Source organism: Rhodococcus sp. 06-1460-1B (genome assembly GCF_002258475.1).
GTDB classification, from domain to species: Bacteria; Actinomycetota; Actinomycetes; order Mycobacteriales; family Mycobacteriaceae; genus Rhodococcoides; species Rhodococcoides fascians.
In genome coordinates this window covers 328,271-354,229 of sequence record NZ_NOYS01000019.1, presented here as the reverse complement: position 1 = coordinate 354,229, position 25,959 = coordinate 328,271, and the positions used below count along the sequence as shown (strand labels likewise).

General features: G+C 63.8%; 26 protein-coding genes. 11 read left to right on the top strand and 15 right to left on the bottom strand.

Annotation, left to right across the window (positions count from 1 at the left end):
• On the bottom strand, positions 1-714 hold the full coding sequence (locus tag CH268_RS09880) for a GntR family transcriptional regulator (RefSeq protein WP_094663644.1): 714 nt from the start codon (positions 712-714) through the stop codon (positions 1-3).
• Between the two features lie 119 nt (positions 715-833).
• Here CH268_RS09880 and CH268_RS09875 point away from each other — a divergent pair, with 119 nt between their 5' ends.
• From CH268_RS09875 to CH268_RS09845, 7 genes are all read left to right on the top strand, one after another.
• Positions 834-1,880: an alcohol dehydrogenase catalytic domain-containing protein gene (locus CH268_RS09875; protein ID WP_094663642.1), complete on the top strand. Its 1,047-nt coding sequence runs from the start codon at positions 834-836 to the stop codon at positions 1,878-1,880.
• Entirely contained in the window at positions 1,877-3,082 is a 1,206-nt protein-coding gene (gene manD, locus CH268_RS09870; RefSeq protein ID WP_032374833.1) for a D-mannonate dehydratase ManD, read from the top strand. Before CH268_RS09875 ends, manD begins: the two co-directional genes overlap by 4 nt.
• Before the next feature lie 8 nt (positions 3,083-3,090).
• Positions 3,091-4,026, top strand: coding sequence for a sugar kinase (locus CH268_RS09865; RefSeq protein ID WP_094663858.1), 936 nt, complete (start codon positions 3,091-3,093; stop codon positions 4,024-4,026).
• Complete coding sequence (locus tag CH268_RS09860; RefSeq protein ID WP_094663640.1) at positions 4,023-5,435, top strand: mannitol dehydrogenase family protein; 1,413 nt, start codon at positions 4,023-4,025, stop codon at positions 5,433-5,435. Before CH268_RS09865 ends, CH268_RS09860 begins: the two co-directional genes overlap by 4 nt.
• On the top strand, positions 5,432-6,091 hold the full coding sequence (gene eda, locus CH268_RS09855) for a bifunctional 4-hydroxy-2-oxoglutarate aldolase/2-dehydro-3-deoxy-phosphogluconate aldolase (RefSeq protein WP_094663638.1): 660 nt from the start codon (positions 5,432-5,434) through the stop codon (positions 6,089-6,091). Before CH268_RS09860 ends, eda begins: the two co-directional genes overlap by 4 nt.
• A gap of 158 nt (positions 6,092-6,249) precedes the next feature.
• Complete coding sequence (locus CH268_RS09850) at positions 6,250-7,647, top strand: MFS transporter (RefSeq protein WP_027495424.1); 1,398 nt, start codon at positions 6,250-6,252, stop codon at positions 7,645-7,647.
• 175 nt (positions 7,648-7,822) lie between these two features.
• Complete coding sequence (locus CH268_RS09845; protein ID WP_027495425.1) at positions 7,823-8,263, top strand: Hsp20/alpha crystallin family protein; 441 nt, start codon at positions 7,823-7,825, stop codon at positions 8,261-8,263.
• Positions 8,264-8,331: 68 nt separating this feature from the next.
• On the opposite strand, the gene CH268_RS09840 is transcribed toward CH268_RS09845, so the two are convergent.
• From CH268_RS09840 to CH268_RS09805, 8 genes are read right to left on the bottom strand one after another with little or no spacing between them, the layout of a single operon-like run.
• Complete coding sequence (locus tag CH268_RS09840; RefSeq protein WP_094663636.1) at positions 8,332-8,952, bottom strand: TenA family protein; 621 nt, start codon at positions 8,950-8,952, stop codon at positions 8,332-8,334.
• A complete protein-coding gene (locus CH268_RS09835) occupies positions 8,949-9,701 on the bottom strand; it encodes a glutamine amidotransferase (protein ID WP_027495427.1) in 753 nt (250 codons plus the stop codon). Before CH268_RS09835 ends, CH268_RS09840 begins: the two co-directional genes overlap by 4 nt.
• Before the next feature lie 9 nt (positions 9,702-9,710).
• Positions 9,711-10,736 carry a phosphotriesterase family protein gene (locus tag CH268_RS09830; protein WP_027495428.1) on the bottom strand — a complete coding sequence of 342 codons (1,026 nt, stop codon included), beginning with the start codon at positions 10,734-10,736 and terminating at the stop codon, positions 9,711-9,713.
• Positions 10,733-11,767, bottom strand: a complete 1,035-nt coding sequence (locus CH268_RS09825; RefSeq protein ID WP_094663634.1) for an ABC transporter permease — start codon at positions 11,765-11,767, stop codon at positions 10,733-10,735. Before CH268_RS09825 ends, CH268_RS09830 begins: the two co-directional genes overlap by 4 nt.
• Entirely contained in the window at positions 11,764-12,549 is a 786-nt protein-coding gene (locus tag CH268_RS09820) for an ATP-binding cassette domain-containing protein (protein ID WP_094663632.1), read from the bottom strand. Before CH268_RS09820 ends, CH268_RS09825 begins: the two co-directional genes overlap by 4 nt.
• 4 nt (positions 12,550-12,553) lie before the next feature.
• Positions 12,554-13,567 (bottom strand): substrate-binding domain-containing protein, encoded by a 1,014-nt coding sequence (locus CH268_RS09815; RefSeq protein WP_094663629.1) that lies wholly within the window; start codon positions 13,565-13,567, stop codon positions 12,554-12,556.
• Positions 13,564-14,460: a carbohydrate kinase family protein gene (locus CH268_RS09810; protein WP_032387635.1), complete on the bottom strand. Its 897-nt coding sequence runs from the start codon at positions 14,458-14,460 to the stop codon at positions 13,564-13,566. Before CH268_RS09810 ends, CH268_RS09815 begins: the two co-directional genes overlap by 4 nt.
• 3 nt (positions 14,461-14,463) lie before the next feature.
• Positions 14,464-15,330, bottom strand: coding sequence for a BtpA/SgcQ family protein (locus CH268_RS09805; protein ID WP_230073156.1), 867 nt, complete (start codon positions 15,328-15,330; stop codon positions 14,464-14,466).
• A 202-nt stretch (positions 15,331-15,532) separates the two neighbouring features.
• On the opposite strand from CH268_RS09805, the gene CH268_RS09800 reads away from it, so the two are divergent.
• Positions 15,533-16,558, top strand: coding sequence for a LacI family DNA-binding transcriptional regulator (locus tag CH268_RS09800; protein ID WP_032406079.1), 1,026 nt, complete (start codon positions 15,533-15,535; stop codon positions 16,556-16,558).
• Here the strand turns inward: CH268_RS09800 and CH268_RS09795 are convergent.
• The 3 genes from CH268_RS09795 to CH268_RS09785 form a co-directional block, all read right to left on the bottom strand.
• On the bottom strand, positions 16,519-17,601 hold the full coding sequence (locus tag CH268_RS09795; RefSeq protein ID WP_094663627.1) for a M20 family metallopeptidase: 1,083 nt from the start codon (positions 17,599-17,601) through the stop codon (positions 16,519-16,521). The two genes, CH268_RS09800 and CH268_RS09795, sit on opposite strands and share 40 nt — an antisense overlap.
• Positions 17,602-17,685: 84 nt before the next feature.
• Entirely contained in the window at positions 17,686-18,519 is an 834-nt protein-coding gene (locus CH268_RS09790) for an alpha/beta fold hydrolase (protein ID WP_094663625.1), read from the bottom strand.
• Between the two features lie 19 nt (positions 18,520-18,538).
• On the bottom strand, positions 18,539-19,756 hold the full coding sequence (locus CH268_RS09785; protein WP_094663623.1) for a lipase family protein: 1,218 nt from the start codon (positions 19,754-19,756) through the stop codon (positions 18,539-18,541).
• A 108-nt stretch (positions 19,757-19,864) separates the two neighbouring features.
• Between CH268_RS09785 and CH268_RS09780 the strand changes: the two genes are divergently transcribed.
• Positions 19,865-20,635 carry a TspO/MBR family protein gene (locus tag CH268_RS09780; RefSeq protein ID WP_094663621.1) on the top strand — a complete coding sequence of 257 codons (771 nt, stop codon included), beginning with the start codon at positions 19,865-19,867 and terminating at the stop codon, positions 20,633-20,635.
• Here CH268_RS09780 and CH268_RS09775 read toward each other — a convergent pair.
• The gene (locus CH268_RS09775; RefSeq protein WP_094663619.1) at positions 20,622-21,062 is read right to left on the bottom strand and encodes a type II toxin-antitoxin system Rv0910 family toxin; all 441 of its coding nucleotides are present in this window, start codon (positions 21,060-21,062) and stop codon (positions 20,622-20,624) included. The genes CH268_RS09780 and CH268_RS09775 overlap by 14 nt on opposite strands.
• A gap of 150 nt (positions 21,063-21,212) precedes the next feature.
• Between CH268_RS09775 and CH268_RS09770 the strand changes: the two genes are divergently transcribed.
• Together CH268_RS09770 and CH268_RS09765 are read left to right on the top strand one after the other, a co-directional pair.
• A complete protein-coding gene (locus CH268_RS09770; RefSeq protein ID WP_094663617.1) occupies positions 21,213-22,433 on the top strand; it encodes an oxidoreductase in 1,221 nt (406 codons plus the stop codon).
• Positions 22,434-22,523: 90 nt separating this feature from the next.
• Positions 22,524-23,234, top strand: coding sequence for a TetR/AcrR family transcriptional regulator (locus CH268_RS09765; RefSeq protein ID WP_141215122.1), 711 nt, complete (start codon positions 22,524-22,526; stop codon positions 23,232-23,234).
• Positions 23,235-23,248: 14 nt separating this feature from the next.
• On the opposite strand, the gene CH268_RS09760 is transcribed toward CH268_RS09765, so the two are convergent.
• Both CH268_RS09760 and CH268_RS09755 read right to left on the bottom strand, forming a co-directional pair.
• Complete coding sequence (locus CH268_RS09760; RefSeq protein ID WP_094663613.1) at positions 23,249-25,024, bottom strand: FAD-dependent monooxygenase; 1,776 nt, start codon at positions 25,022-25,024, stop codon at positions 23,249-23,251.
• Positions 25,021-25,947, bottom strand: coding sequence for a fumarylacetoacetate hydrolase family protein (locus CH268_RS09755; protein ID WP_094663611.1), 927 nt, complete (start codon positions 25,945-25,947; stop codon positions 25,021-25,023). Before CH268_RS09755 ends, CH268_RS09760 begins: the two co-directional genes overlap by 4 nt.
• Positions 25,948-25,959 lie beyond the last annotated feature (12 nt).

Sequence of the window (25,959 nt, the reverse complement as noted above, 5' to 3'; positions counted from 1 at the left end):
TCATTCCCAGCTGGAGACGACTTTGCGCGTCGGGCGTTCGTTGCTGTTGGAGAACAGGTGTGGGCTTTTGCTCTTGATGTATTCGACGTCGGCGAACACGGCGCGCAGGTGCTCGCGCATCGACTGGGCCGCGGCCTCGAAGTCTCGGGCTTCGAGGCCGTCGACTATTGCGGTGTGTTGTTCGATCAGGTCGGGGATGGGACGGGTATCGCGCAGACCGAGTCGTCGGGCCCGGTCCAGATGAGCTTTCGCGGATTCGACGGATCGCCATGCGGCGGAATGTCCTCCGACTGCGAGGAGTAGCTGGTGGAATTGCTCGTCCAATTCGAAGAATTGGTCCATGTCGATTCCAGGCTCGGCCTGCGCTGCCAGATTGGCGCGCAACGCAGCGAGGTCCTGGTCCGAGCGAGACGTGACTGCATCTTTCAAAGACGCGGTTTCGATTGCCTCCCGGACGAATTGGGCATCGGCAACACGGTCGGTGTCGACCCGCGAGACGAAGGTGCCGAGTTGTGGGAAGACCTGAACCAGACCCTCTTCGGCCAACAGGATCAAGCTTTCGCGAACGGGTGTGCGGCTCACGGACATCTGCTCGGCGAGGTCGTTCTCTGACAGCGGGCTACCCGGGGGGAGCGTCAGCGACACGATGCGCAGGCGCAATTCTCGGTACGCCCGCTCTCGTGCGGTGACTTTCCTGCTGCTCTGTGTGCTCACCGGTCAAGACTAACGTGACCTCGTGGGTGACCCACAGGGCCGAAGCCTTGACGAAGTGCTGCCCGTCACTAGTATGGTAGTACTGATATTCAAGGCACTACGGCGGAGGCTCTACAACGATGGCAGTGATCAGCGGCAACGACGAGGCAGCCGTCCTACACGGTCCACGTGACCTGCGGATCGAGAAGATCGACCGTATGCAGGTCGGCGACGGCCAGGTCAGGGTGGATGTGCACGGCGTGAGCCTGTGTGGCTCGGACCTGCACTACTACGCCGACGGCCGCAACGGCTCCAACCCGCTGACGCAGCCCACCGTCTTGGGCCACGAGGGATTCGGGGTCGTCACCGAGGTCGGCGCGGGCGTGTCCCAGGACCGGATCGGCCAGCGAGTGGCCATCGAACCCGCGATTCCGAACGGCACCTCACCGCTGAGCCTGAGTGGTCACTACAACGTCTGCCCCAGCGTTGTCTGTTTCGGATCCCCACCGAACCACGGACTGCTGCGGCAATCCGTCGTTCTCGCAGCCGAATTCGCGCACCCCCTCCCGGATTCGATCGGCGATGACGTCGCTGCGCTGATCGAGCCCCTGGCCGTCGCAGCGTGGGCTGCCGCACGGGTCGGGTCGGTGCTGGGCAAGCGCATCGCGATCACCGGTGCCGGGCCCATCGGTCTGTTGGTTCTGCAGACGGTCATTGCCCTGGGCGCGTCGGAGACAACCATCACCGACGTCGCACCCGCTCGGCTCGAGGTCGCGGCAGCGCTGGGTGCCACCACGACGTTGCGTTCCGGCGAAGACGCACTGCCGGAGGGCGCTTTCGACATCGCCTTCGACTGCTCGGGACATCCCGGAGCCATTGCCGACGCGGCACGCTCACTCGGCCCGGCAGGAATTCTGGCGCTCGTCGGCGTGCCCGGACGCGCGTCTGCCGAATTCCCGATCGGGGCAGTGCAACGCTGGGAGCTCGACATCCGCGGGTGCTTCCGTTACGGCCCTTCGGCATTCGCCGACGCGATCGCACTCGCCGGATCGGCTCGAGTGGACCTCGCGGCGCTCGTCACATCGACGTACCCGTTGGCCGAATCTGCCGCAGCGCTCGAGGCCGCGCTCACCGACCCCACCCAGCTCAAGATCGTCATCGACACCACTTCGCAAGGACCGCAATGAAAATCATCGATGCCACCGTCATCGTGACGGCTCCGGGCCGCAACTACGTCACGCTCAAGATCACCACCGACGAGGGCATCGTCGGGTGGGGTGATGCGACGCTGAACGGACGCGAGCTCGCAGTCGAGTCGTACTTGAAGGACCATATTGCGCCACTTCTGATCGGACGCGATCCCCATCGGATCGAAGACATCTGGCAGTACCTGTACAAGGGCGCGTACTGGCGACGTGGCCCGGTGACCATGACGGCCATCGCAGCCGTCGACGTCGCACTGTGGGACATCAAGGGTAAGGCCGCCGATATGCCGGTCTACCAGCTCCTCGGTGGTGCTGCACGAGACGGAATCATGGTCTACGGGCACGCCAGCGGCGGTAGCATCGAAGAGATGCTCGACGACGTCCAAGCGCATCTCGACAAGGGCTACAAAGCAATTCGTGCTCAGTCGGCCATTCCTGGCCTGAAGAAGACCTACGGAATTCCGGTCGACGGCTTCTACGAACCAGCCTCCGGCGCTGCGCCGCAGGAAGATTCGTGGGATACCGCCCCGTACATGCGGTTCGCACCGCAGATGCTCGGTGCCGTGCGTGAACGTCACGGGTTCGACTTTCACCTGCTCCACGACGTGCACCACCGTCTGAGCCCGATCGAGGCTGGACGACTCGGGCGCGACCTCGAAGAGATGCGCATGTTCTGGATCGAGGATCCCACGCCAGCCGAGGATCAGAGTGCCTTCGCCACCATTCGCCAACACACGACCACCCCGATTGCCGTCGGCGAGATCTTCAACTCGATCTGGGACTGCCAGGATCTGATCACCAACCGGTGGATCGACTACATCCGAGCGTCGGTCTCACACGCCGGCGGCATCACCCATCTGCGCAGAATCTTCTCGTTGGCGGATCTCTACGGCGTTCGGTCCGGATCTCATGGTGCGGGCGATCTTTCGCCCGTCTCCCTCGCAGCCGCATTGCATGTCGATCTGTCGATCCCGAACTTCGGCGTGCAGGAGTACATGGGTCACGTCGACCCGACCGGCGATGTGTTCCAGACCAGCTACACCTTCACCGACGGTTTCATGCACCCGGGAAACAAGCCGGGCATCGGCGTCGAGGTGAACGAAGAGGCCGCCGCGAAGTACCCGTACAACCCCAAGTATCTGCCCGTCAATCGCCGTCTCGACGGCAGCATGCACGATTGGTGAAGCGCCACATGACCACAACGCAATTCGATGTCGTCCTGCTCGGCGAGCCCCTCGTGGAGGTTTCGACCACCGAGGCCTTCCGGCACGGAGTAGGTGCTGCGCTCGGGGTGTCGGGAGACGTCGTCAACGCAGGTGCCGCGGCCGCTGCTGCAGGTGCTTCGGTAGCGCTGATCGCGCGGGTATCCGACGACGAACTCGGTGATGCCGTCTGTCGGCGTATTCGTGAACTCGGTATCGACGACACCTACATTCGGCGAGTTCCCGGACAGCAGGGTGTCTATTTCCTGCACATCGATCCGGAGGGGAATCGCCAGTTCTCCTATGCCCGATCCGGATCGGTGGGCAGTCAGCTCGATGTGGCGGACCTGCCCGAGGGTGTGATCGAGCAGGCGGGTGCCGTGCTGGGCGGCGGAATCGCTGCGGCACTGTCGCCGACGCTCGCCCGCACGATGCTGCACGCGGCGCAGCGCTCGGGCAGATTCGTCTACGACCCCAACTTTCGCCCCAGGTTGACCACGGCCGACGAGGCCCGCGCATTCCTGCAGAGCGTTGCTCCCTGTACCGAGGTGATGGTGCCATCGGCACCGAGTGAGATCGAATTGCTTCTGGGCACAACCGAACCGGAGACTGCTGCAGCAACACTGATGGGCTGGGGTGCGCGTTCCGTGGTGGTCACGCAGGGGTCCGAAGGATCCAGCATCTTCACCGCTGCGGGGACGTCGCACCAGCCGGTGATCCCCGCGCTCGACGTCATCGATCAGACCGGTGCCGGTGATGTGTTCGCCGGCACCCTGACGGCGCGTCTCGCTCTCGGCGACGATCTTCGCGAGGCGGCGGCCATGGCAGCTGCTGCGGCATCGCTGAGCGTCGGCGGGCGGGGCGGCACTGGTCTCATCGCACCGCTGTCCGAAATCCGACGTCACAGAGAACGAGTGACGACATGACGGTGGCCACGCGATTGTCCGATGCGACCGCCGAGGTCGTTCGTCCCACCGCCAGCGGAATCGTGCATCTCGGCGTCGGGGCATTCCATCGGGCGCATCAGGCCGCGTTCACCTCCGAGGCGGCGCTGCTGACCGGTGAGACCAATTGGGGCATCACCGGTTTCACCCAGCGCAGTAACACTGTGGTGGAACAGCTTGCCCCACAGGACGGGTTGTTCACTCTGGTGCAGAAGGGAACCGAGGAGACGACGGCGACCGTCGTCGGTTCGATGCTCGACGTACGGAACGCAGCCGCGAACCCCGACGCGGTGGTCGAGGCCATCGCCGATCCCGCGACGCACATCGTCACTCTGACGGTGACCGAGAAGGGCTATCGACTCGACCCCGCGTCGGGTCGACTGCGCCTGGACGATCCGGAGATCGCGGCGGATCTGGCAGGCAGGCCGCCGCGCACCGTTGCCGGACAATTGGTGGCGGGCTTGGCTCGACGCATGGCGGGCGATGCGCCTCTCACGGTGTTGTGTTGCGACAACCTACCGTCGAACGGGCGGATTCTGTCCGAACTCGTCAGTGCTTTCGTCGAGGCACGCGGCATGAACGACGGCCTGGCCGAATGGATCTCGCGTCGAGTCGCATTCCCCAGCAGCATGGTCGATCGAATCGTGCCGGCTACCACGGATGAGGACAGGGCGGACAACGAACGAAGAACGGGACTGCGCGACGACGCCTTGGTGGTGTGCGAACCCTTTCGGCAGTGGGTGATCGAGGACAATTTCGCGGGTCCGCGTCCGGCCTGGGAACGAGTGGGCGTGCAGTTCGTCGACGACGTGGAGCCGTGGGAGACCATGAAGTTGCGCGTCCTCAATGCCACCCACTCGGTGTTGGCCTACCTCGGAATTCTGCGTGGACACAACACCATCGCCGAGGCGGTCCAGGATCCGGAGCTCGACGAGATATGCCGGGCCATGGTTCTCCGAGATGTTGCGCCGACGACGACCGGCGGAATGGACGCTGTCGGGTACGGCAACGAGGTACGCACGAGATTCGCCAACCCGGCGCTGAAACACACCACCCGGCAGGTGGCGATGGACGGATCGCAGAAGCTCGGACCGCGCCTACTCGGAACCGTGCGGGATGCGGCGTCGGCGGCTGGTTCGACGGACATGCTCGCCCTCGCCGTCGCAGCCTGGTGCGCCTTCGTTCTCGCCGAGACGGAAGCCGGACGTGCACTGGACGATCCGTTGTCGGCGCAATTGGCTCGGGCCGGGTCGGCGTCGGACCTGCTCGCTGTCGAGTCCATCTTCGGGTCCGATCTCGGGCCCACGTCACCGTTCGGCACGCAGGTCGTTGCGTGGACCGACTTCCTACGGACCAACTCGCTCGGCGAGTGGAAACGAGTACTCGTATGACCTTCGAACTCACTATTTCTGGCGAAAGCCTTACCGCTCGCGACGTATTGCGCGTGAGCCCGGTGATTCCTGTGGTGGTCATCGATCGGGTCGAGGACGCAGTGCCGCTGGCGCGTGCACTCTATGCGGGCGGTATCGGCATCATCGAGATGACGTTGCGGTCCGAGGCCGGGCTCGGTGCCATTGCGGCGATCGCTGCGGACGTGCCGGAAGTGGTCATCGGCGCGGGAACGGTGTTGAACCGCGACGATGCCATGAGATCGGTGGATGCCGGCTCGAGGTTCTTGGTCTCACCCGGATCGTCGAAGGGTCTTCTCGACGCGGTACGCACGCTACCGGTGCCTGTTCTGTCGGGCGTGTCGACTGCGACCGAGGCGATGACCGTTGCCGAGGCCGGATCGACCGAGATGAAGTTCTTCCCGGCCGAGTTCTCGGGTGGCGCAGCGGCACTGGGCGCGCTGGCAGGCCCGTTGCCGCACTTGACGTTCTGCCCCACCGGTGGGATCACTCCGCGGAACGCCGTCGACTACCTGGCGTTGCCGAATGTGGTGTGCGTCGGCGGTAGCTGGCTCACCCCGCGCTCACTGGTGCAGGCGGGGGACTGGGCCGCGATAGAGGAACTGGCCCGTTCTGCGAGTGCGCTCGGCACCGCGTAGTTCGGTTCGCGAAGGGTCATTGACGTATTGGTATAACAGTGCTTGTATATCACTGTGGCGAGCGCCACCAACCCTCCTCGATGAGGCACAGGTCTCGCGGAGGCCGCGGCGAACTCGCATCATGAACTCATCGATCATCACCAGCAATGGAGCTTCGGATGTCACAGGACACCAACGAGTCGACGGACGATCGCGGTAACACCGCCGTCCCGACTCGCAGCACTAAAGACCTCACCAAGGCGGCGATGTCCGGTTGGCTGGGTACGGCAATGGAGTTCATGGACTTCCAGCTGTATTCGCTCGCCGCCGCGATCGTTTTCAATCGCATCTTCTTCCCCGACGTGAGCCCGGCGATCGGCTTGATCGCCGCCATGGCCACCTACGGAGTCGGCTACGTGGCCCGCCTGGTCGGTGCCATCTACTTCGGCCGGATGGGCGATCGGATCGGTCGAAAGAAGGTCCTGTTCATCACCATTGCGATGATGGGTGCATCCACCACCCTCATCGGTGCACTGCCGACATACGACGCGATCGGCATCATGGCGCCGATCCTGCTCGTCGCCCTTCGCCTGATCCAGGGGTTCGGTGCCGGAGCCGAAATCGCCGGGGCGACGGTCATGTTGGTCGAATACGCACCGGACAAGCGTCGAGGCCTCATCGCATCGCTGGTCTCCCTGGGGACCAACTCCGGAACCCTTGCGGCCTCGGCTATCTGGGCCCTGCTGCTCGCTGTCCTGTCCGAGGATCAGTTGCTCAGCTGGGGCTGGCGAGTGCCGTTCCTCGCGAGCTTCTTCCTGATGATCTTCGCGGTGTGGTTGCGCTCGAACCTGAAGGAGAGCCCGGTCTTCGAGGAGCGTGCCGACGTGGTCGACGGTGTGGCTCTCTCGCGCGACGAGATCGAGAAGACCGACGAGGACGTGAAGGTCAGCGTTCTCGAGTCCGGTCTCAAGCAGAAGAAGGGGCGCGCGTTCTTCATCGCGCTGGGTCTGCGGTTCGGTCAGGCGGGCAACTCCGGACTGATTCAGACGTTCCTGGTCGGTTACATCGCGTCGACGCTGCTGATCGATCGTTCCATCGCCACCAGCGCGATCGTCTACGGCTCGCTCATCGGGTTCGCCACCATTCCGATCATTGGAATCCTGGGCGACAAGTTCGGCCGCCGTCCGATGTACATGGTGCTCAGTGCGCTCACCATGATCCTGGCGTTCCCGCTGATGCTGATGGTCACCAGCGGCAACACCGTAGCCCTCGTCGTCGCAATGGTTCTTGCTCTGAACCTCGGTGTGCTGGGCCTGTTCTCGCTCGAAAGCGTGACGATGGCGGAGCTGTTCGGCGCACGTACCCGCTTCACGCAGCTCGCGCTGTCCAAGGAGATCGGCGGCATCCTCGCCACTGCCATCGGACCGCTGCTCGCGGCCAGCCTCACCGCATGGACCGGTAGCTGGTGGCCCATCGCGGCGATGCTCGTGATCTACTCCGCGATCACCCTGGTGTCGGCCTACCTGGCACCGGAAACCAAGGGGCGCGATCTCGTCAGACTGGCCGACGCAGCCTGAGATGTCCGCAGTGGTGCAGTTGAGCCCACAGCTGCACCACTGCAACACAATTGGACACAAAAAAATCGAACTACCCTATTGGCACTCTCCGGTGGAGAGTGCTAATTTGGGTTCTGCACAGTGAAGGGCGGCCCGCCACAGGGGCGGACGCTTCGTCGTACAGGAGGTGGTTGCTGTGCTTCGCTTCGATCCGTTCCGTGACCTCGACTCCATTGCTGCCGGCATGCTCGGCGCGACCAGTGGTTCGGACCGTGCGCCCAGATTCATGCCGATGGATCTGTACAAGCTCGACGACCATTACGTACTCAACGCAGACCTACCCGGCGTCGATCCCGGCTCCATCGACGTCGACATCGACCGCGGCACACTCACTCTGACGGCGCATCGCACCGCTCCGAGTAGTGATGGTGTGCAGTGGCTTTCGTCGGAGCGGTTCGCCGGAACGTACCGTCGGCAACTCTCCCTAGGAGACGGCGTCGACGCGGAGAAGATCTCTGCCTCCTACGACAACGGCGTCCTGACGGTCACCATCCCGCTGGCGGAGCGGGCGAAGCCGCGCAAGATCGAGATCGCTCACGACAACACGCAGAAGACCATCGAGCCGCAGAAGAGCTGAGTGCGCTTCGCGCAGTGGTGCGGCAATGCGCCGCCCAGGGCACATAACCGCACCACTGCCGAAGGCACTCACACTGCGTCGTGAAATTCGTTTTCGGCGGCCAGCATCCCCTCGAACCACCTGTCGAGCGTCTCGTCGTCCACGGCGTCCATGCGGTCGACTTCATGGGCCAGTGCGTCGACCTGAGCGACGAAGGTCGACCGGGTGTGCATGGCAATCCATTCTTGAAGTGCCGGTTCGCGTTCGGTGGAGAACGTCAGCGCAGTTCGGCACCACGACAAGTACAGAGTCTCGGCAGCGAACATCGCTACCAGAGCGGCACTTCTACCTTCTCGCTGCGCGAGTCCGAGGGCATAGTCCGACAACACCGAGGAGCTCGCGATCAACTCTTCGGTATTGCCGTCGAACGGAAACTTCTCGCGGAGACCGGCGAAGTACGCTCGCTGTTCTCCGACGAGGTTCGACATCGACATCACATGATCCGACGCGTCGTCCAATGACGTCGACTCCGCGACGACCAGCCCCAGAATGCGGACTGCAGTGAGTACGAACGCCTCCTCGATCACCAGGTACCTTCGAAAGGCCTCGTCGGAGAGTGATCCGTCCGTCGATTGCACGATGAACCGAACTTGCTGAGCAGCAGCGAGGTTGGGCTGTTGACGCTCGACGAGTTGCTGCGAGCGGGTCACGCGCCGGCAACCCACGTGATCAAGCCGTCGAACAGGTCGGTGTAACCGGGCCATTGTTCGCAGAACTCGGGCGGGGCCCAGTGCGGCGAGCAATCGGAGGTGAAGACCGCGGATCGGCCCGAGCCGTATTCGCCGACCGCGACGAGCGGATCTCCATTGATGGTGGCGGGCACGGCAGCGCCCTCCTTCGGTACCACTCGGTTGTAACCGAGCAAGGCGGGCCACTGTGTTCCGCTGGCACCCAGTGCGGCGTGCGTGCTGTCGACGACATCGGGAACCATTCCGCCGGGAGCCTCGACTCGGTCGTCTTCGGCCAGCAGTGTCACCGGCAATACGTCGGCGAGCACAGTCTGCCGATACGCGGCGCGCGCTTGGAAACCGGAGAACGACAGGTACCCGCCGATCATGATCAGTCCTCCTCCGCTGCTCACCCACTCACGCAGTGCGGCAAGCCTGTCGTCGCCGGCCTGGAAGCGGTCGAACACGTTGGGCGCGAGCTGAATCGAATTGGCTCCGATGTCCGAGAGCACAATGACGTCGAACTCGGACAGGGCCTCGGCCGTGCCGGGGAATTGTGTGGGAACGAGGTGCGCGGGCATGTGAACCACTTCGTGCCCGCGCGAGGTGAGTGCGTCACGCAGGGGTCCGACCCCTTCGACGTAGGAATGGACGGTGAATTCGTCGACGCCTTTGACGTGGGTGGACGAGGTCATCCAGCTTTCGCCGGCGATCAGAACTTTCTTACCCATGGTGGTTCTCTATCCTTTTCCGGCGCTCTCGAAGAGCGACCTGGGGTTGTCCTGCATGAGCGAGGAGACGTGGTGTGCGTCCATTCCGCTGCGGACCAGCCGCGCTGCGAAAGAGACTGGAACGTAGGCCAATCCGTTGCCACCGAACTTGCGGAGCATCGACTTGAGAAACAGATCGTGGCTGAGCAGCAACTGGGATCGATAGCCGCCGCCGACGAGGCCGCAGATCGCGAACGCGGTATCGGCGGGCGACGGCGACTGGCCCTCGCCTGCGAACTCGAAGGGCATGCCGATCATGTCGAACTCGAGGAAGACTCCGCGATCGGCGAGGGCGCACTGATAGTCGGGGTCGTCGCCCGAGGGGTCCATGTGGCAGAGCACCACAGCTGCCGGGTCGACACCCATCTCGTCCACGACGATGTCGAGGACTTGATGTCCTCTGCGTTGCCAGCCCGGGAGATGGACGAACAAGGGGACGTAGGTTTCTCTTTGGGCGATGCAGGCGGCTCTCAGTGCTTTGGCCTCGGCGTCGGTGAAGGACGGCGAAACGCCGATCTCACCGATCACCCCCGGCCGCGGCCCGTCGCCGGTGAATTCGGCGATGAGCCGGGCCGCGAGGTTGTCGATACCGAGCGCGGTGACCTCGGGCGGGTGCGTGGGTTCGAGATACCAGCCCGAACCCATGACGACGCGTACTCCGGACTCGCGTGAGTAGTGCTCGAGGATCTCGGGTCGCCGCCCGATGCCCGGCGGCGTGAGGTCGACGACCGTGGTACCGCCGTTGTCCGCGAACACTTTCAGGTCGTCGAGTACGGCCGCCGCGTCGTCCACTCGGCAGTTGTCTGCGCTGTGGTACGGGTTGTCGTGCAGCAGCCAGGCGCGGTCCGCCGATACCGGACCGGACAGCAACTGCGCCAGAGCCGGGTCGGCAGCTTCGGAATACGCGGTCGAGGCGTCGTTGTGCAGATGCTCGTGCGGTAGCACCAGTCCCAGTTCGCTGGAGTCGATCGGCCCGGTGACGGTCTGGACGATCATTGCTTACCCGGTGCGCTCTGCAGGTGCTTGAACAGCGAAGCCAGGGAGTGCCCGCGCATGTTGATCCAGATGGCAACGAGCAGAACGACACCGGTGATGATCGGTGTCAGGAACGGGCTCACACCGAGTAGCGTCAGGCCGTTGGCGATGATGCCGGTCAACACTGCACCGATGACGGTGCCGATGACCGTTCCCCTGCCGCCGAACAGGTTGGTGCCTCCCAATACCACTGCGGTGATGACGGTGAGCTCGAAACCATTGGCGGAGTTGGCCGATCCCGAACCGAGTCGTGCAGCGATCAACAGGCCCGCGATGCCCGCGGCGAGCCCGGTGAACACCAAGGTCATCATCAGCACGCGACGGGTGTTGACGCCGGAGCGTCGGACGGATTCGACGTTCGAGCCGATTCCGGTGACGTAGCGGCCGAATCGTGTGCGGTTGAGCGCAACAGCGCCGACGATCACTACGGCCAGAGCAATCCATGCGCTTGCCGAAAAGCCCAGCCACGACGCCGTACCCAGTTTCGCGAAGGCGGTACCGGGAGTGATCGGTACCGAGAAGCCCTCGGTTCGATAGAGCGCGATACCGCGGATGATGGACAGGGTTGCCAGGGTGACGATGAACGGCGGAATGCCCTGGTATGCAGCGAGCCAGCCGTTGACCAGGCCCCATGCTGCGCCCATCAGTGGTGCCGCGACGAATACCACCGACGAGTCGACTCCGGCTTGGATGAGTTCGGCGCTCATCGCGGCGACGAAGGCAACCGTTGCTCCGACCGACAGATCGATCTGACCGGTGGTGATCACGAACGTCATGGCGACGGCGATGATGAGAACCGGTGCGATCTGCGTCGCGAGGTTCGAGATATTGGTGAAGGTCAGGAACGAGGACGTCGTCACCGAGAACACCAGGGCCACTGCGATGGTGACCGCGAGCATGGCCAGGGTCGGCTTGTTGGTCTGCTGCCACAGAGTCGGGCGAGCCGCGAGTTTCTCCACGGTCGGCTGGTCTTTCTTGTCCACGGTGATCATGGGCGGCCTTCCGACGAGGAGGGTGAACGCTGGGGAACCGGCGTGCGCGTGATCAATCCGACGAGCGACTCGATGTTCAGATCGCCGATCGGAACATCGTCGACGCTCTGCCCCTCGTACATGACGGTGATGCGGTCGCAGACCCGGAACAGGTCCTGTAGGCGGTGCGTCACCAGGATGACTCCGACGCCTTGGGCTGCGACGTCGGTGATGAGCTTGAGGACCGATTCGACCTCTGCCACAGCAAGAGCGGCGGTGGGTTCGTCCAGAATCAACACGTCCGGTCGAAACGAGACCGCGCGTGCGATGGCTACTGTTTGGCGTTGCCCACCGGAGAGTTGCCCGATCTCCTGGTATGTCGACTTCACCTTCACGTGCAGGTCCGCCAGAATCTTGGCGGAACGTTCGTGCATCCCGTGGCGATCGAGGAACGGCCCTTTCCGCGGCTCGCGGCCGAGGAACAGATTGCTTGCGACGTCCAGGGTGTCGCACAGGGCGAGGTCTTGGTAGACGATGCCGATTTTTTTCTGTTGTGCGTCCAGCGGTGTCGAGAAGCGCACGGGTTCTCCGTTGACGCGCATCTCGCCACCGTCGTGTTGGACGGCGCCGGCAAGGATTTTCATGAGCGTCGACTTGCCGGCGCCGTTGTCTCCGACGACCCCGAGTACTTCGCCGCGACCGAGTCGAAGATCGACTCCGCGAAGCGATTTCACCGGGCCGTACGATTTGGTGATTCCCGAGAGTTCGATCAGTGGCGCGACCGTCAGGTCTTGTTGAGCCATAGGGCTACTTCTCCAGGTAGTACATGTAGTCGCCGACGTTCTCCGGAGTGACGATCTGGGTCGGTACCGGGATGTCAGCGGGTGCGGTCCGTCCGCAACCGAGGTCGATGGCGGCATTCATGGCCTCGTAGCCGAACTCGAAGGTGTTCTGCTGCACGACGCCTTTCAGCCAACCTGCGTTGAGAGCGGAGACGGCCTGATCGGACAGATCCCAGCCGACGGCCTGAGTTCGGTCCTGGGCGTTCTGGCTGTTCACCGCGGCGACCAATCCGATCAGAGCAGGCTCCCCGGTGGCGTACACGTACTGCATGTCCGGGTTGCCGGTGAGTAGGTTCTCGGCTGCGGTCTGCGCATTCTCTTGGATGTTGCGGCCATCGACCACGGTGCCGACGGTCATCCCGGCCGCCGAGACGGTATCGGTGAAGCCCTTCTGACGCTCGAGTTGGATGGTGCTGTTGAGTGCGCCGACGATTCCCACGGTGCCGGTGTTGTCCGCCAACGCAGTGAGAGTGTCGCCGATCTGAACGCCGCCTTCGGCGTTGGCGGTGCCGACCTGCGTGTCCACGGCAGGATCGTCGACGGTCGCGTCGACGGCGACGACCGGAATGCCCGCAGCATCGGCCTTGACGATCGAGGGCTTGATGCCGTCCGTGTCGATGGCGTCGACGATGATCGCGTCCACGCCCGAGGCGATGAGATTGTCGAAAGCGTTGGCCTGGCTGACCGAGTCGTCGTTACCGCTGATGATCTGCAGCTCTACGCCGGTCTGGTCCGCGATCTTCTGGGCAGCATTGTTGATCTGATTGAAGAACAGCGCCTGGAGGTTGATGGTGACGAGACCGACCTTGAGGGCACCGTTCTTACCGTCGCACGAATCGGCGACGCGGCTCGGATCCGGGATGCTCGACGCGGCTGCGTCGGTTCCGCCCGCGGTGTCGCTGCTGGATGCGGAATCGCACGAGGTGAGGGTGAGCGCAAGTGCGGCACCGAGAACGAGGGGGAGTGCGCGTTTGATCATCGGGTCTCCTGAAGGTCGACAGTGGCGAGCGTGGTCGTGAAGTCGGTGAGTTCGGTCGGCGTGGGGCATCCGCGTGGTCCGGCTGTGGCGCAGGCCAGAGCTGCCGAGGCTCCCGCCATTCGGGCTGCGTGGATCGGGAGTTCGCCCGCGTCGATGAAGGCGATGTAGGTACCGCAGAAGCAGTCTCCGGCTCCGACGGCATCTATGACGTCGACCGGTACTGCCGGTTCGGTGATGGTCTCACCCGAGGGTGTGACCAGGGTCCACCCGCGTTCGCCGTCGGTGACGACGAGGTGGGTGTCGTGCTCGGCGGTCAGTATCGGCCACCGTTCGGCTGGAATGCCGAAGCTGTTCTGCCACAGACTGCGTCCGACGATGACGTGGTCGGCGAGGGCGAATGCGTGCAGTGCGGCGTCGAGGTCGTCACAGCCGTCGAGGTCGATGGCGAGGCCGACGTTGTCGGGGAGTGTGGGTGGGAGCATCGATGCGCGGTAGCCGTCGAGGAACACGCGTCCACCGTCGATCGAGAGCTTGTCGAGGACCGTGCGTAGTCTGCCTGCGTCGTTGGCGTCGTCCTGGCTGATGATCGATCGGTCCCCGCCGTCGGCGATGAGAACCACTGCGGTGGAGAGGAATGCGTCGCGCGGTGCCCAGCTGGTGTCGACTCCGTCGCGTTCGAGGGCCGCGAGGAATTCGGAGGATCGAATGTCCGGGCCCACCGCGCCGGCGAACGCGACGCGGGCTCCCATGCGGGCTGCCGACACTGCGGCGTTGGCATTCATGCCGCCGTCGATCGACTCGATCGTCGTGGCCTGCACCCTCTCTCCGAGGGTCGGAACATGCGGAACATGAACCGTCACATCGTTGTTGGCGTAGCCGAAAAATACGATCATCGTCTACTTCCCGGCTGCGCGGGACACGTCGCGAACCTTCTCGCCGGAGACCCGGCCCCACCAGCGTGCGTTCTCCTTCACCGAAGAAGCGATGATGGCACCGTCGCATTCGTTCATCAGGTCGGCGACGTTGGCCGCCGTGATTCCCGATCCGATGATGACGGGGAGGACCGTGTTGTTCTTGATGACCGACACCTCGTCGACCGAGGCGGCGTCACCGGTTCTCGAGCCGGTTGCGATGAGCACGTCTGCGTCGAAGAATTCTGCGTCCTCGGTCTGTTCGGCGATGGTGCGATCGGCAACGATGGCGTGGGCACCGTGCTTGACGTGAACGTCGGCGAAGATCTTGACCGGGTCGGCACCGATGCGGTGGCGAAAGCGGGTGGTCTTGGCTGCTTGGCCTTCGATGAATCCCTCGTTGGCGATGTAGGCGTTTGCCCACTGGTTGACCCGCACGAAGCTTGCTCCGGCGGCCCACGCTGCGGCCACGCCGCATTCGCCCGCGTTGGACAGGATGGATACTCCGACTCTGCTGCCGAACTCACCGACGACGGAGGCGGTGACGACACCCATGCTGGCCGCTGTTTCGTATCCGTGCTCTCCGGGCTTGAGGAAGGGTATGTCCCAATGATTTTCGACGATGACGCCATCGAATCCGTTGTCGATGTACGCGTGCGCCTCCTCCACGGCGAACGCTGCGATCTCGGAGACGGGCTGGCCCTTGTAGTGCGGGCTGCCCGGTAATGCGGGCAGGTGGATTGCGCCGATGAGTGCGGGCGCGGAGGTGAACATCTCGGCCAGCGCCGACGGCTTGGTCGGAAATACCCCCAGCGCGGCTGAGGGGTTCGGATCCGACGGGGACGTACTCACGTAGGGAGCTCCTCTGGTGTGGTCGTCGACCGAGGCGATGTAATCGATTGCCTCGTATGTATGCACCGTAGGCGATCGGCACCGGGTCGTGTCAAGGAATTCGCGAGTCGTTTATGTAAACGATTACCTCTACTGTGTAAACAGCATCGCAAGCGACCGTGCGGTTCGCTAGCCTCGGTTTACACGCGAGAGTAGGAGTTGGATGCGCAAAGCAACCATTCGCGACGTCGCGGAGCGCGCGGGCGTCTCGACAGCCACGGTGTCCCGGGCGCTCTCGGGGTCACGTCCGGTGTCGGACGACGTGGCCGCGAGCATTCGGCAGGCGGCGGCCGATCTCGGCTATTCGGGCAACATCATCGCCAGTTCGCTGCGCCGCAACCGCACGGACACGGTTGGGATGGTGGTGCCCAGTATTGCCAACCCGTTCTTCACCTCGCTCGTCGTCAACGTCGAACATGTTCTCTCGCAGCGTGGACTGCAGTTGTTCCTGTGCGATTCGCGATCGGATCCGGAAGTCGAGGCGCAACGGCTGCGTAGTCTGGTCTCGCGTCAGGTCGACGGCATCATCATCAGCCCGTGCCATGGAGAACGTTCTGCCGAGGCGGTTCGTGCGTCGGCCCGTGCGATCCCTGTGGTCCAGCTCGACCGCTTCGCTCTCGATACTCATACCGATTGGGTCGGCGTCGACGATGATGCCGCTCAGGGCCTGATCATGGATCACCTTGCTGCACAGGGTGTTCGGAGTGCCGCATTCATCAGTTCCGAGCTGACCAATTCGTCGACGGAGTTGCGGCGGGCGGGCTTCTTCCGCCATGCCGAGCGCGTGGGGATTCGGACGCGGGACGAGTGGACGTTGTTGGGTGACTATTCGATCGACTGGGGGCGTGAGTCGTCGCGCTCGATCCTCGCTTCTCCCACGCGGCCCGATGCGGTGGTGGGTGCGGACGACCTGATCGCCCTCGGGGTGCTGCAGAGCTGCCAGGCTCTGGGATTGTCGGTCCCGGGCGATGTGATGGTCACCGGGTTCGACGACATTCCGTTCTCTGCATTGAGCAATCCGCCGCTGACCACCATCCGGCAACCCCAGGAACGAATCGCTGAAGAGGCCACTCGCCTACTGGATCAGGCCATGAACAGCGATCACACCGGCACTGCGCACATCGCGTTGCAGCCGGAGTTGGTGGTCCGTCAGTCGACGGTCGGCCACGCACGCGTCGCCGCGGTGTAGGCCACGATCGCCGCATCGAGTTCGGCGAGCGTGACGGTTTCGTCGGCGGCGTGCATCAGTGCCGGCGTCCCCGGCCCCCACACGACAATAGGGGCACCGGGGGCAGCGGATCCGATGATGGACGCGTCGGTGAAGTACGTGACCGGTTCTGTAGCAACGGTATGCGGAAGGCCATCCACCCATCGGTCGCCTTGGGGTGTGCGAACTCCTGGCAGATCGATGCGAGCGTCGGCGTGATCGACCTCGGGTTGATCGCGCCACCAGGACAGCAGTGCCGAGCCGTCCCCGACGGTGCGATGGTCGACGACGACGTGTGCGGTGTCGGGAACGATGTTGGGTGCCGAGCCGCCGTCGATCAATCCCACGTTGAACGTTTCGGCGCCGAGGAACTGATCCGTAGACAGCGGGAGCTCGGTGCGGGCTCGTGCCAACACGTCGACCAGTTTCATGATTGCACTCTCACCCCGATGCGGAGTACTTCCGTGTGCTGCAATGCCTTTGGTGGTCACATCGACCCACAGTGCTCCTCGATGCCCCAGGTGTACCTGGTTCCCTGTCGCCTCGGGAACCACGACCGCTCCTACGGCGCACTTGGCGACGGCGTGGCGAGCGGCACGCGCACCGAGTGACCCGATCTCTTCGTCGCTGGTGAGCAACAGGGCGGCGGGAACCCCGTTGTCGAAGGCGTCCATCACCGCAGCGGTGGCGGCAACAAGCCCGGCCTTCATGTCCGAGGTGCCGCGGCCACGGAGAACACCGTGTTCGATATCTGCAGCGAAGGGATCGAACTGCCAATTCGACAGATCACCCGCCGGCACGGTGTCCACGTGGCACGCGAACATCAACCGCTTCGACGTCGGCGGGGAGGGATTGGTGATCAACAGCCATGGGTGGGGACCATCCGGATCGCCGTCGATGGCAAGGTCACCGACGCGGGCCCTGAGGACGGACACGATTGCGTCCATCGACGAGCGCTGGGGACGAGGATCACCCGACACAGTGGGCTGGGTGACCAGTTCGGTGAGAAGTCCGACGGAATCCATGACTCCAGTATGCCCGTGGTGCCTGCGGCAGTGGTGCGGCAGAGCGCCGCAGAGGGCACATGACCGCACCACTGCCGCAGGCATCTATGAGGCGTTGGCGATGATTGCCTGCGCGGCTTCGGTCGGTGCCTGAGTCGGGATCCAATGTGTCACTCCGGCAAGCACAGTCAGGGTGTAGCGGGCATCGACGTACTGTTGTGCGCGTTCGATGGCCGAGCGGCCGATGAAGGTGTCGCCGTCACTCCACACCATCGATGTCGGGACTGTGATGCGCAGACGGCCGATACCAGGGTTGGAGAACGGCAGTCCGCGATACCAAGTGACAGCGAAGGGAAGTGCGCCGTAGTCGACGACGTCCGTGCGCGTGCGCTCCAGGTCGTCCGCATTCATACCGCTTTTCTCATACCACTTTTCGGCCCTCTGGCCAGGCCGTGTCATCCATTTCTCGGGGAGCACCGGCAGTTGGAAGAATGCGAAGTACCAGGAGTGCAGAATTTGTCGTGAGGTGAGCAGAGCCGTCATGAACGACCCGGGATGCGGGACGGAGAATGCCGTCAGCGACGACACCAGATCGGGGCGTCGGCCTGCGGTGACCCACGCGATCATCGCTCCCCAGTCGTGGCCGACCAGATGCACCGGGGCACCGATTTCGTCGATGAGGGCCACGACGTCGTCGACGAGCGCACCGACGCGATAGTCGCGTCGGCGTTTGGGTCGGGCACCCGGCGAGTACCCGCGTTGATCGGGCGCGATTGTTCGGAACCCCGCCTCGTTCAGCTCGTTCATCACGGCGGACCACGACGCGGCACGTTCGGGAAAGCCGTGCAGCAGCAACACAATCGGTCCGTCCAGAGGTCCCTGGTCGAGGACGTCGAACTCGAGTCCGTCATGGGTGTAGCGTGCGATCCTCTCGTTCACCGAAGAATCCTTTCGTTGGTCAGCACGTGCTGGGAACCGATGCACCGGCGAATTCGGCGGCGAGGAATTGCATGGCCTCGTCGTCGCTCACGTTGTGTCCCTGCTCTGGTTGTTCCTGAGCGACAACCCGATCGCCGAGCGCACACGCTGCGCGGACGGCGTCGGCCGTCCACTGCGGTAGCACGATGTCGTCGCGCGCACCGTAGGCGACGAACATCGGCGCGGTGGTTCGTACCTGCGGGAGGGTATAGCGGCCGATCAGCTCGAAAAACTTTTGTTCTGCCTCGGGGGATCTCGGCGCGAACTCCGTCGGTGCCATCTCGCTGACCGCGCGCTCCTTGGTTGCGGTGTTCGTGCCCTGGCACGCGAGTAGCAGTTCTGCGTTGGTCTGGGCCACCGTGCCGCTGTAGTCCCGAGGGTCGAGGGTGGGATCGACCTGTTGCGCCCCGTAGAGCAGGTACGGCAGCAGCCCTTTCTGCGGTGTGGTCAGGGTGCCGTCCTTGGCGGCACGCGCAAGCGGTGTCAGATCCGTGGGCGGGGACAGTGAGACCGAGGCGATCAGTTCCAGCCCCTCCCCATAGCTGGAGTTCAATTCGTTTGCAGCCCAAGCAGCTTGCCCGCCCTGTGACAGTCCGACGGCCGCCCACCGAGCAGAGGTCTCGGGCAGGGCGTTGTGGACGGCGCGAGCCGCGTCGATCATGTTGTGGCCCGCAGTGCGCGGCTCCAGGTACGGGTGGGTGCCGTCTCCGCTGCCGAGTCCTTGATAGTCGGGTAGCACCGTGACGTAGCCGAGTTCGGTGAAAGCCTCGACCGTGGAGTCCAATCCGAGTAGGTCGGGGTAGAGGGACGGTCCGCAGTCGGCTTGTACGCCGGTGGTGCCGTGGCCGTAGACGACGATCGGCCATCCACCTGCGGGAGGTGTGCCGGGCGGGACAGCGGCGACGCCGGAGACCGCAGTCGCAGAATCATCGACACCGGATGTCGATTCGTACACGAAGCGATAGACGGTCGCGCCCGTCGCAGTGAGTGTGGCTGACCGGGACCCGAAATCCTCCGATTCGAGCAGCGTCCCCGGAGTGCCCGTCAGCTCGTACGGCGACTGTGCTGCAGACGTCGTTGCGGGCGCGGGTGAGTCGGGCGCAGCGGGCGACGAACTGCATCCGACGGCCGTCAACAGCGTGAGCCCGCACGCAGCTGCGAAGACTCGACGAGACGACAGGGCAATGGATGCGGGCATATCGCGTGTCTACCAGACGTCGGTCGACATCAGGACAATGCCAACATCGAATCACCGGCATCGCAGTTCAGGGTTTGTCGCTTCTGTTTTTCGGGGACTATCGCAGCCATGAGGATTGGCGTCGTTGTCAGTGCGGTCGTTGCGGTTGTGGTGTCGTTTCTCGGCTCCGGCGCGTGGATCGGGACGCCCATTGCCGAGGCGGCCGGCGGGGCGCTCAGTGCCACGTCGACGCTGGTGGCTCCCGCTGGTCCCGCGTTCTCGATCTGGTCGGTGATCTACACCGGTCTCGTCGTCTATGCCGTCTGGCAGTTCCTACCCGGTCGAACTGCACGTCATGACGCCTTGCGGGCACCGGTCATCGCGTCGATGTTGCTCAATCCGGCGTGGATTCTCGCGATTCAGTTCGGGCAGGTGTGGCTCAGCGTGGTGGTCATCGTCGCGCTGTTGGCCGCTCTCGTGCGAGTCTTCGTACTCCTGCAACAGCAGCGCCCGGAATCCGTGGTCGACGCGGTGATCACCGACGGCACGATGGGTCTCTATCTCGGGTGGGTGTGCGTGGCCACCGTCGCCAACATCTCGGCGTGGCTGGTCGATCTCGGAGTCACCGGTGGCGCAACGGTCTGGGCAGTCGTCGTACTCGCCGTCGCAGCACTGGTCGGGGTGACTCTGGCGCGTTACTCGAACGGAGCGATCGCTCCGATGCTCGCCATTGTGTGGGGACTGGGATGGCTGGCGCAGGGGCGTCTCGGCGGCGAGTTGACGAACGCCACGGCCGGATGGACGGCCGTATTTGCCGCAGCGATCGTCGCCGTCGTGACGGTGGGAATCAGGCTCCGATCACGGCGGTCGACGGTCCATCGCCGCGTCAGGGCTGTGTGACATAGGTCGAGAGTCCATCGAGGGTTTCTCCGAGCCGCTTCTTGAATGTCCCCTGTAGCGCTTTGCCGATGGGCCCGACCAGCAACGGGCTGGAGACGACGAGGTCGATGGTGACGGTCGTATTCTCGCCTGACGCTTGGCATCTCACGCGCATGTGAATTTTCGAGCCGGTCGATCCTTTGCCGTCGAAGATGATTTCGTGCGGCGGGTCGAATGCTTTCACCTCGAAGGTGATGGTGTCGATCAATGCCGCAACCTTGATCTTTTCGACCATCACCGCCCCGACCGCGATGGTCTGCGGTGGCAGTTCCTCCCACCCGACGTGCAAGGCATGCCAGTGCTCGAACGTGGTGACGTCCGAGACGGTGTCCCAGACCTTCTCGGGCGAGGCGGCGATGTCTCGGTTCATGGTGGTCGTCGTACTCATCACGGTCCCTTCGATGGCGGATGTTCCTGACGATTAGGCACTTTTATTGACTTGATGTCAATATTGACTTCGAGTCAATCGGCTCGTACGGTCGGGTGACTCAGATCTCCTGCCGCCTCAGTGACTCGGGGCCGAATCGAAGGGAACACCATGACTGCCGCCACAAATCCGCCCGTTCTCGAGAACCACCCCATCGACACCGGCGCAGCCGTGTTGGCCAATGTGGGCGCGTTGCTGCCCGAACTGAAGAAGGGTGCCTCCGAGAACGAGAGAGCCCGTCGGCTCTCCGACGACACCGTCGACGCCCTCCGGCGAGCGGGCGCATTTCGGGTCGCGGCACCGACCCGGTTCGGTGGACTCGAAGCCGGCCTACGCACGATGCTCGACGTCTCTGCCGCTGTTGCCGAAGGTGATGGCGGCGCGTCCTGGGTAACCACGTTGTCCAACGTCAACCATTGGGCGCTGGGTTTGTTCTCCGAGCAGGCGCAGGCGGAGGTGTATGCCGATGGGCCCGACGTCATCATTTCGGGCGTCGTGTCGCCCACGGCCGTCGCGAAGCCGGTCGAGGGTGGGTATCGGGTCAGTGGTCAGTGGCCGTACGCGTCGGCGAGCCTGCACTCGACGTGGTGCACGGGCGGTGTGGTGATCGAGGACGAAGACGGATCGGTGATGGATCAGGGCATGGCGCTGATCCCTCGTAGCGACTATCGCGTCGACGACACCTGGTACGTGGCGGGCATGCGAGCCTCCGGCAGCAACACCGTCGTGGCCGAAGATGTGTTCGTGCCCGAGCATAGGATGCTGTCGATGATGGGGGCTTTCAGCGGATCGTATGTCGCCGAACGCTCGGATTCGGCCTTCGCGCGGTCCGCGTTCGGGCCGATGCTGGTGATGGTTCTGGTGGGTCCACAGCTCGGAATGGGCCGAGCTGCTTTGGAATTGGTACGAACCAAAGCGGCAGAGAAGTCCTTGGCCTACACGGTGTTCGACCGCCAAGCCGATTCGGTCGCCTTCCAGATGATGGTTGCCGAGGCCGCGATGAAGATAGACACCGCCCATCTGCACGCCTATCGCGCCGCCGACGACGTGATGCGGTGGGCCGACGCAGCCGAATATCCGAATCTGCTTTCACGCGCACGGGTGCGCGGGGACGCGGCAACAGCACTGCGCAGCATCAACGAGGCGTTGAACATTCTGTTGGACGCCACCGGAGCGGGAGCATTCGCAGATGTCAATGCGCTGCAACGTATCTGGCGTGACTCGAATGTCGGAGCACGACATGCGGTGATGCTGCCGCGAGTGTCGATCGAGACCTACGGCAAGGCGCTGCTGGGGGTCGAACTGCACGACCACATCACTCCGATTATCTGAATCGAGACCGCCCATGATGAAGCCCTATACGTCGACGCGCGTCGTGCCCGGGCCGATGGCCTAAGCTCGTCAGTGTTTCACGGAGGTGCCGTGAGCCGACGCGATGAGATGGGATCTACAGTGCCGGAGGCCTCGTCGAGAAAGCAGGCGCGCTCTGCGCAGGCGGCGGAGACTCGTCGACGGTTGATCGACACCGCGGTTGCCCTCTTCGCCGAGAACCCTTACGACAAGGTCGGTGTCACCGAGATAGTCGAGGCCGCCGATGTCGCGCACGGCCTCTTGTTTCACTACTTCGGTAACAAGCGGGGCATCTATCTCGAGGCCATGCGTGCGACGGCCGACGGGTTGTCCCAGTCGTTCGTCGATCTCCCGGATGCGGAACCGGACGTGCAGTTGCGTGCGGCACTGAAAGCTCATCTCACGTACCTCCGCATTCATCGGGGCCTGGCGCTCCGCATGGTGCTGGGCGGACGAGGGGCCGATCCGGAGGCGTGGCAGGTGTTCGAGGAAGCTCGGGCCGGCGTTCTCACAGCCGGGGCGATGCTGCTCGGTCTCGATCCGCACAATACTGCGATCGCTATGGCCGGGCGGGCCGCCGTCGCTGCCATCGACGAGACCACGGTCAGATGGCTGGAAGACGAGAGCGCCTTCGAGATCGACGCGGTCGTCGAGATGCTGATCCACCTTGTCGCGGGGTGCCTCGAATCGGTGTCGATACTGGACTCGAGTGTCTCGGTAAACGCCGCAGTGGCCACAATCCTCGGTAACGGCAATCGATCTGGCATCGATTCCCGGTCCTGACAACTCTCTGCCTGTCACACGGTCTCGGCGTAGTACCTCCGCCAATGCGTTTCGAGGAAGTCGGACAGCGAACTCCCCGAATCGTTGGTACGCCAGGCGACGTGACCGTCGGGTCGGACGAGGACTGCTCCGGACTCACCTACCTCGTACAGCGATATCAGTTCGTTCCGATCGACGCCGACGGGTGCGTCCAGCACGACGAGCGACATACCCGGGCGTGCATCATGCATACTCTCCACCACCGGCTCCCATGCAGAACCATCGAAGGTGAACAGCGTCAACATGTTCGGGTCCAACACGTCGTGCGGCGAGACCAGTTGCCCGTCGACCGAGACGAGCGCGTGCGGCAATCGCGCACCGGGGTACGTGGTGGGCACGTAATCGACAACATCTTCCACGGGTTTCGTCGACGCGTCCTGGGCGATCAGTGGACTGTCGTAGAGGTAGCCGAATTGCAGGCCGGTGGAGACGAAATGCTCCAACTGCAGTGGAATCGCGGCTGCGATTTGGGCACGCAGTTCCGCCGACCCGGGGACGTCCGGGCGCAGGCTTCGTGACCGACTCATCTGTTTGCGGGTTGCTGCGGCTGCGATGGGCGCGATCAGTCGGCCCGGGATCTTGTTCAGTGGTGCCCGCCCCATCGCCTGAGTTGCCTTGGCCAGCATGGCGTTGGTGATCCCGACGCGCTTGCCGATGTCGTCCATGCGGAAGTGGTTGGCCACGCTCTGTTCGGCGAATTTCTCCACCACCGGGCGGCGCTCGGTGTCGTAAGTGTCCAGCAGCTCCGGGCCTGCCGCACCAGAGAGCACGGCATCGAGCTTCCAAGCGAGGTTGTGGGCATCCTGCACTCCCGAATTGAGCCCGAAGCCGCCGGTGTGCGGAAAGCGGTGAGCGGCATCGCCCAGCAATAGCAGCCGATCGTGGCGGAAGGTGTCGGCCGTCTGTGACGTCATCACCCACGTGCCCGTCGATTCGAGCGTGAAGTCGTTCGTACCCAACGCCTTCGGTAGCGTCTTCTCCCAGAATCGGCGGCCGTTCCTGGCGATCTCCTGCGCTGGGTGCAGATAGGCCGTCATCAGGATGTAGCGGTGGTCGGCGTGCGAGATGAGCACTCCGCACAGGTCCGGGGTGTAGATCCAACTCAACAGCGGACGCGCGTCGTCGGGAAACAGTGTGTTTGACGTGAAGAACGCACTGCCCATGTTGGCGAGTACCGGTCCGGTCAGCGATATCCCTGCTGCGTCGCGGGTCGCGCTGTTGGCACCGTCGCAGGCGAGGACGTACGGCGCACGTACTTCGGCGGCGTCACCCGTGAGGGTGCGGAAGGCGACGCGCGCGTTACCGGAGTTCGATTCGACCGATTCGACGGAGACTCCGCGGCGAACTTCGATCAGCGGTTCGGCGTCCACGGCGTCCCACAGCACGGGCATCAGAATGTGCTGGCCGATGTGCGACACCATGTACGGGCTCTGGCTTTCCACGATGGCTTTGCGTTCGGGATCGGACAGCAGATCGATCGACCCGATGGCGTCACCGGCCAGGTCGCCGTACCAGCTGATCAGATTGACCTGTTCGTGCGGAGGCGACATCGCCGCTATCGACTTGGCCAGTTCGGGGCTGTACTCGTTCCAGATCTCCAGCGTCCGAGCATTGATGACGTGAGCCGCCGGATGGAACAAGGGACTGGTTCGACGCTCGAGCAATACCGTTCGAATGCCCCTGCGCGCCAGCAGAAGCGCTGCAGTGGTACCCGCCGGGCCGGCACCGATGATGACGACGGGAGTGCTCATCGGACGACGGTTTCCTGGGTCCCCAGGTCGATCGACCCGTCCGGAGTGCGAATGGTGGCAGTGACGACGTCGTCGACCGAAAGGTACTTCGGGTTCTTGGCTTGGCGTGCGAAGAAGAACTTCCACTTCAGCGCAGGCGGGATGAGTTCACCGATCTTCTGGATCGCTTTGGGCGGTGCGGAGATTGCCGTGCCGATCGGAGTTCCGGTCAACAGGACGTCGCCTGCGGTCATGTTCTGAAAACGGGCCAGTCTGGTGAAGGCCTCGGCGGGCGGCGTGATGAGGTCGTCGCCGACGGTCTGGTCCTGACGGATCTCCCCGTTGACCGCCAGTGTCATGCGTAGCTCGGGCAGTCGTCGCAGCTCATCGTTGTCGAGCAGCACCAGCCGAGGGCCGAGTGGAGTGAAGGTGGGATACGACTTGCTCTCGTACACCTGCACTTTCGTCAACTGGATCTCACGAGCCGACACGTCGTTGGCCACGACGAAGCCGGCCACGTAGGACGCGAGGTTGTCGTCGGTGACGGTTGTCCCGATGGGGATATCGGCACCGACCACCACACCCAGCTCGATCTCGTAGTCCAGCAGGGCTACCTCCGGCGGTTGCCGAATGGGATCGTTCGGGCCACTGATCGACGCGGACGACTTACGAAAGAACGTCGGCTGCAGGGTTTTCGGGTCCGAACCGGCGTCGATCGCATGGGATCGGTAGTTCAGCAACTGCGCCACCACTCGGCAGGGTGCGGTGATGGGCGAGACGAGCCGGAGCTCGGCGACGTTCGTCCCGACCCCCGACGCGGCGTCGATAGCCGACCGGTCGGCCAGTAGCTCACGGGTGGTCTGCGCAGTGGTGTCGATCCTGACGGCCTGGTCGCCGTCGAGACGCCACCAGCCGTCCGTGGTTCGAATGATGTTGATGGGCATAGCTTTCGATCC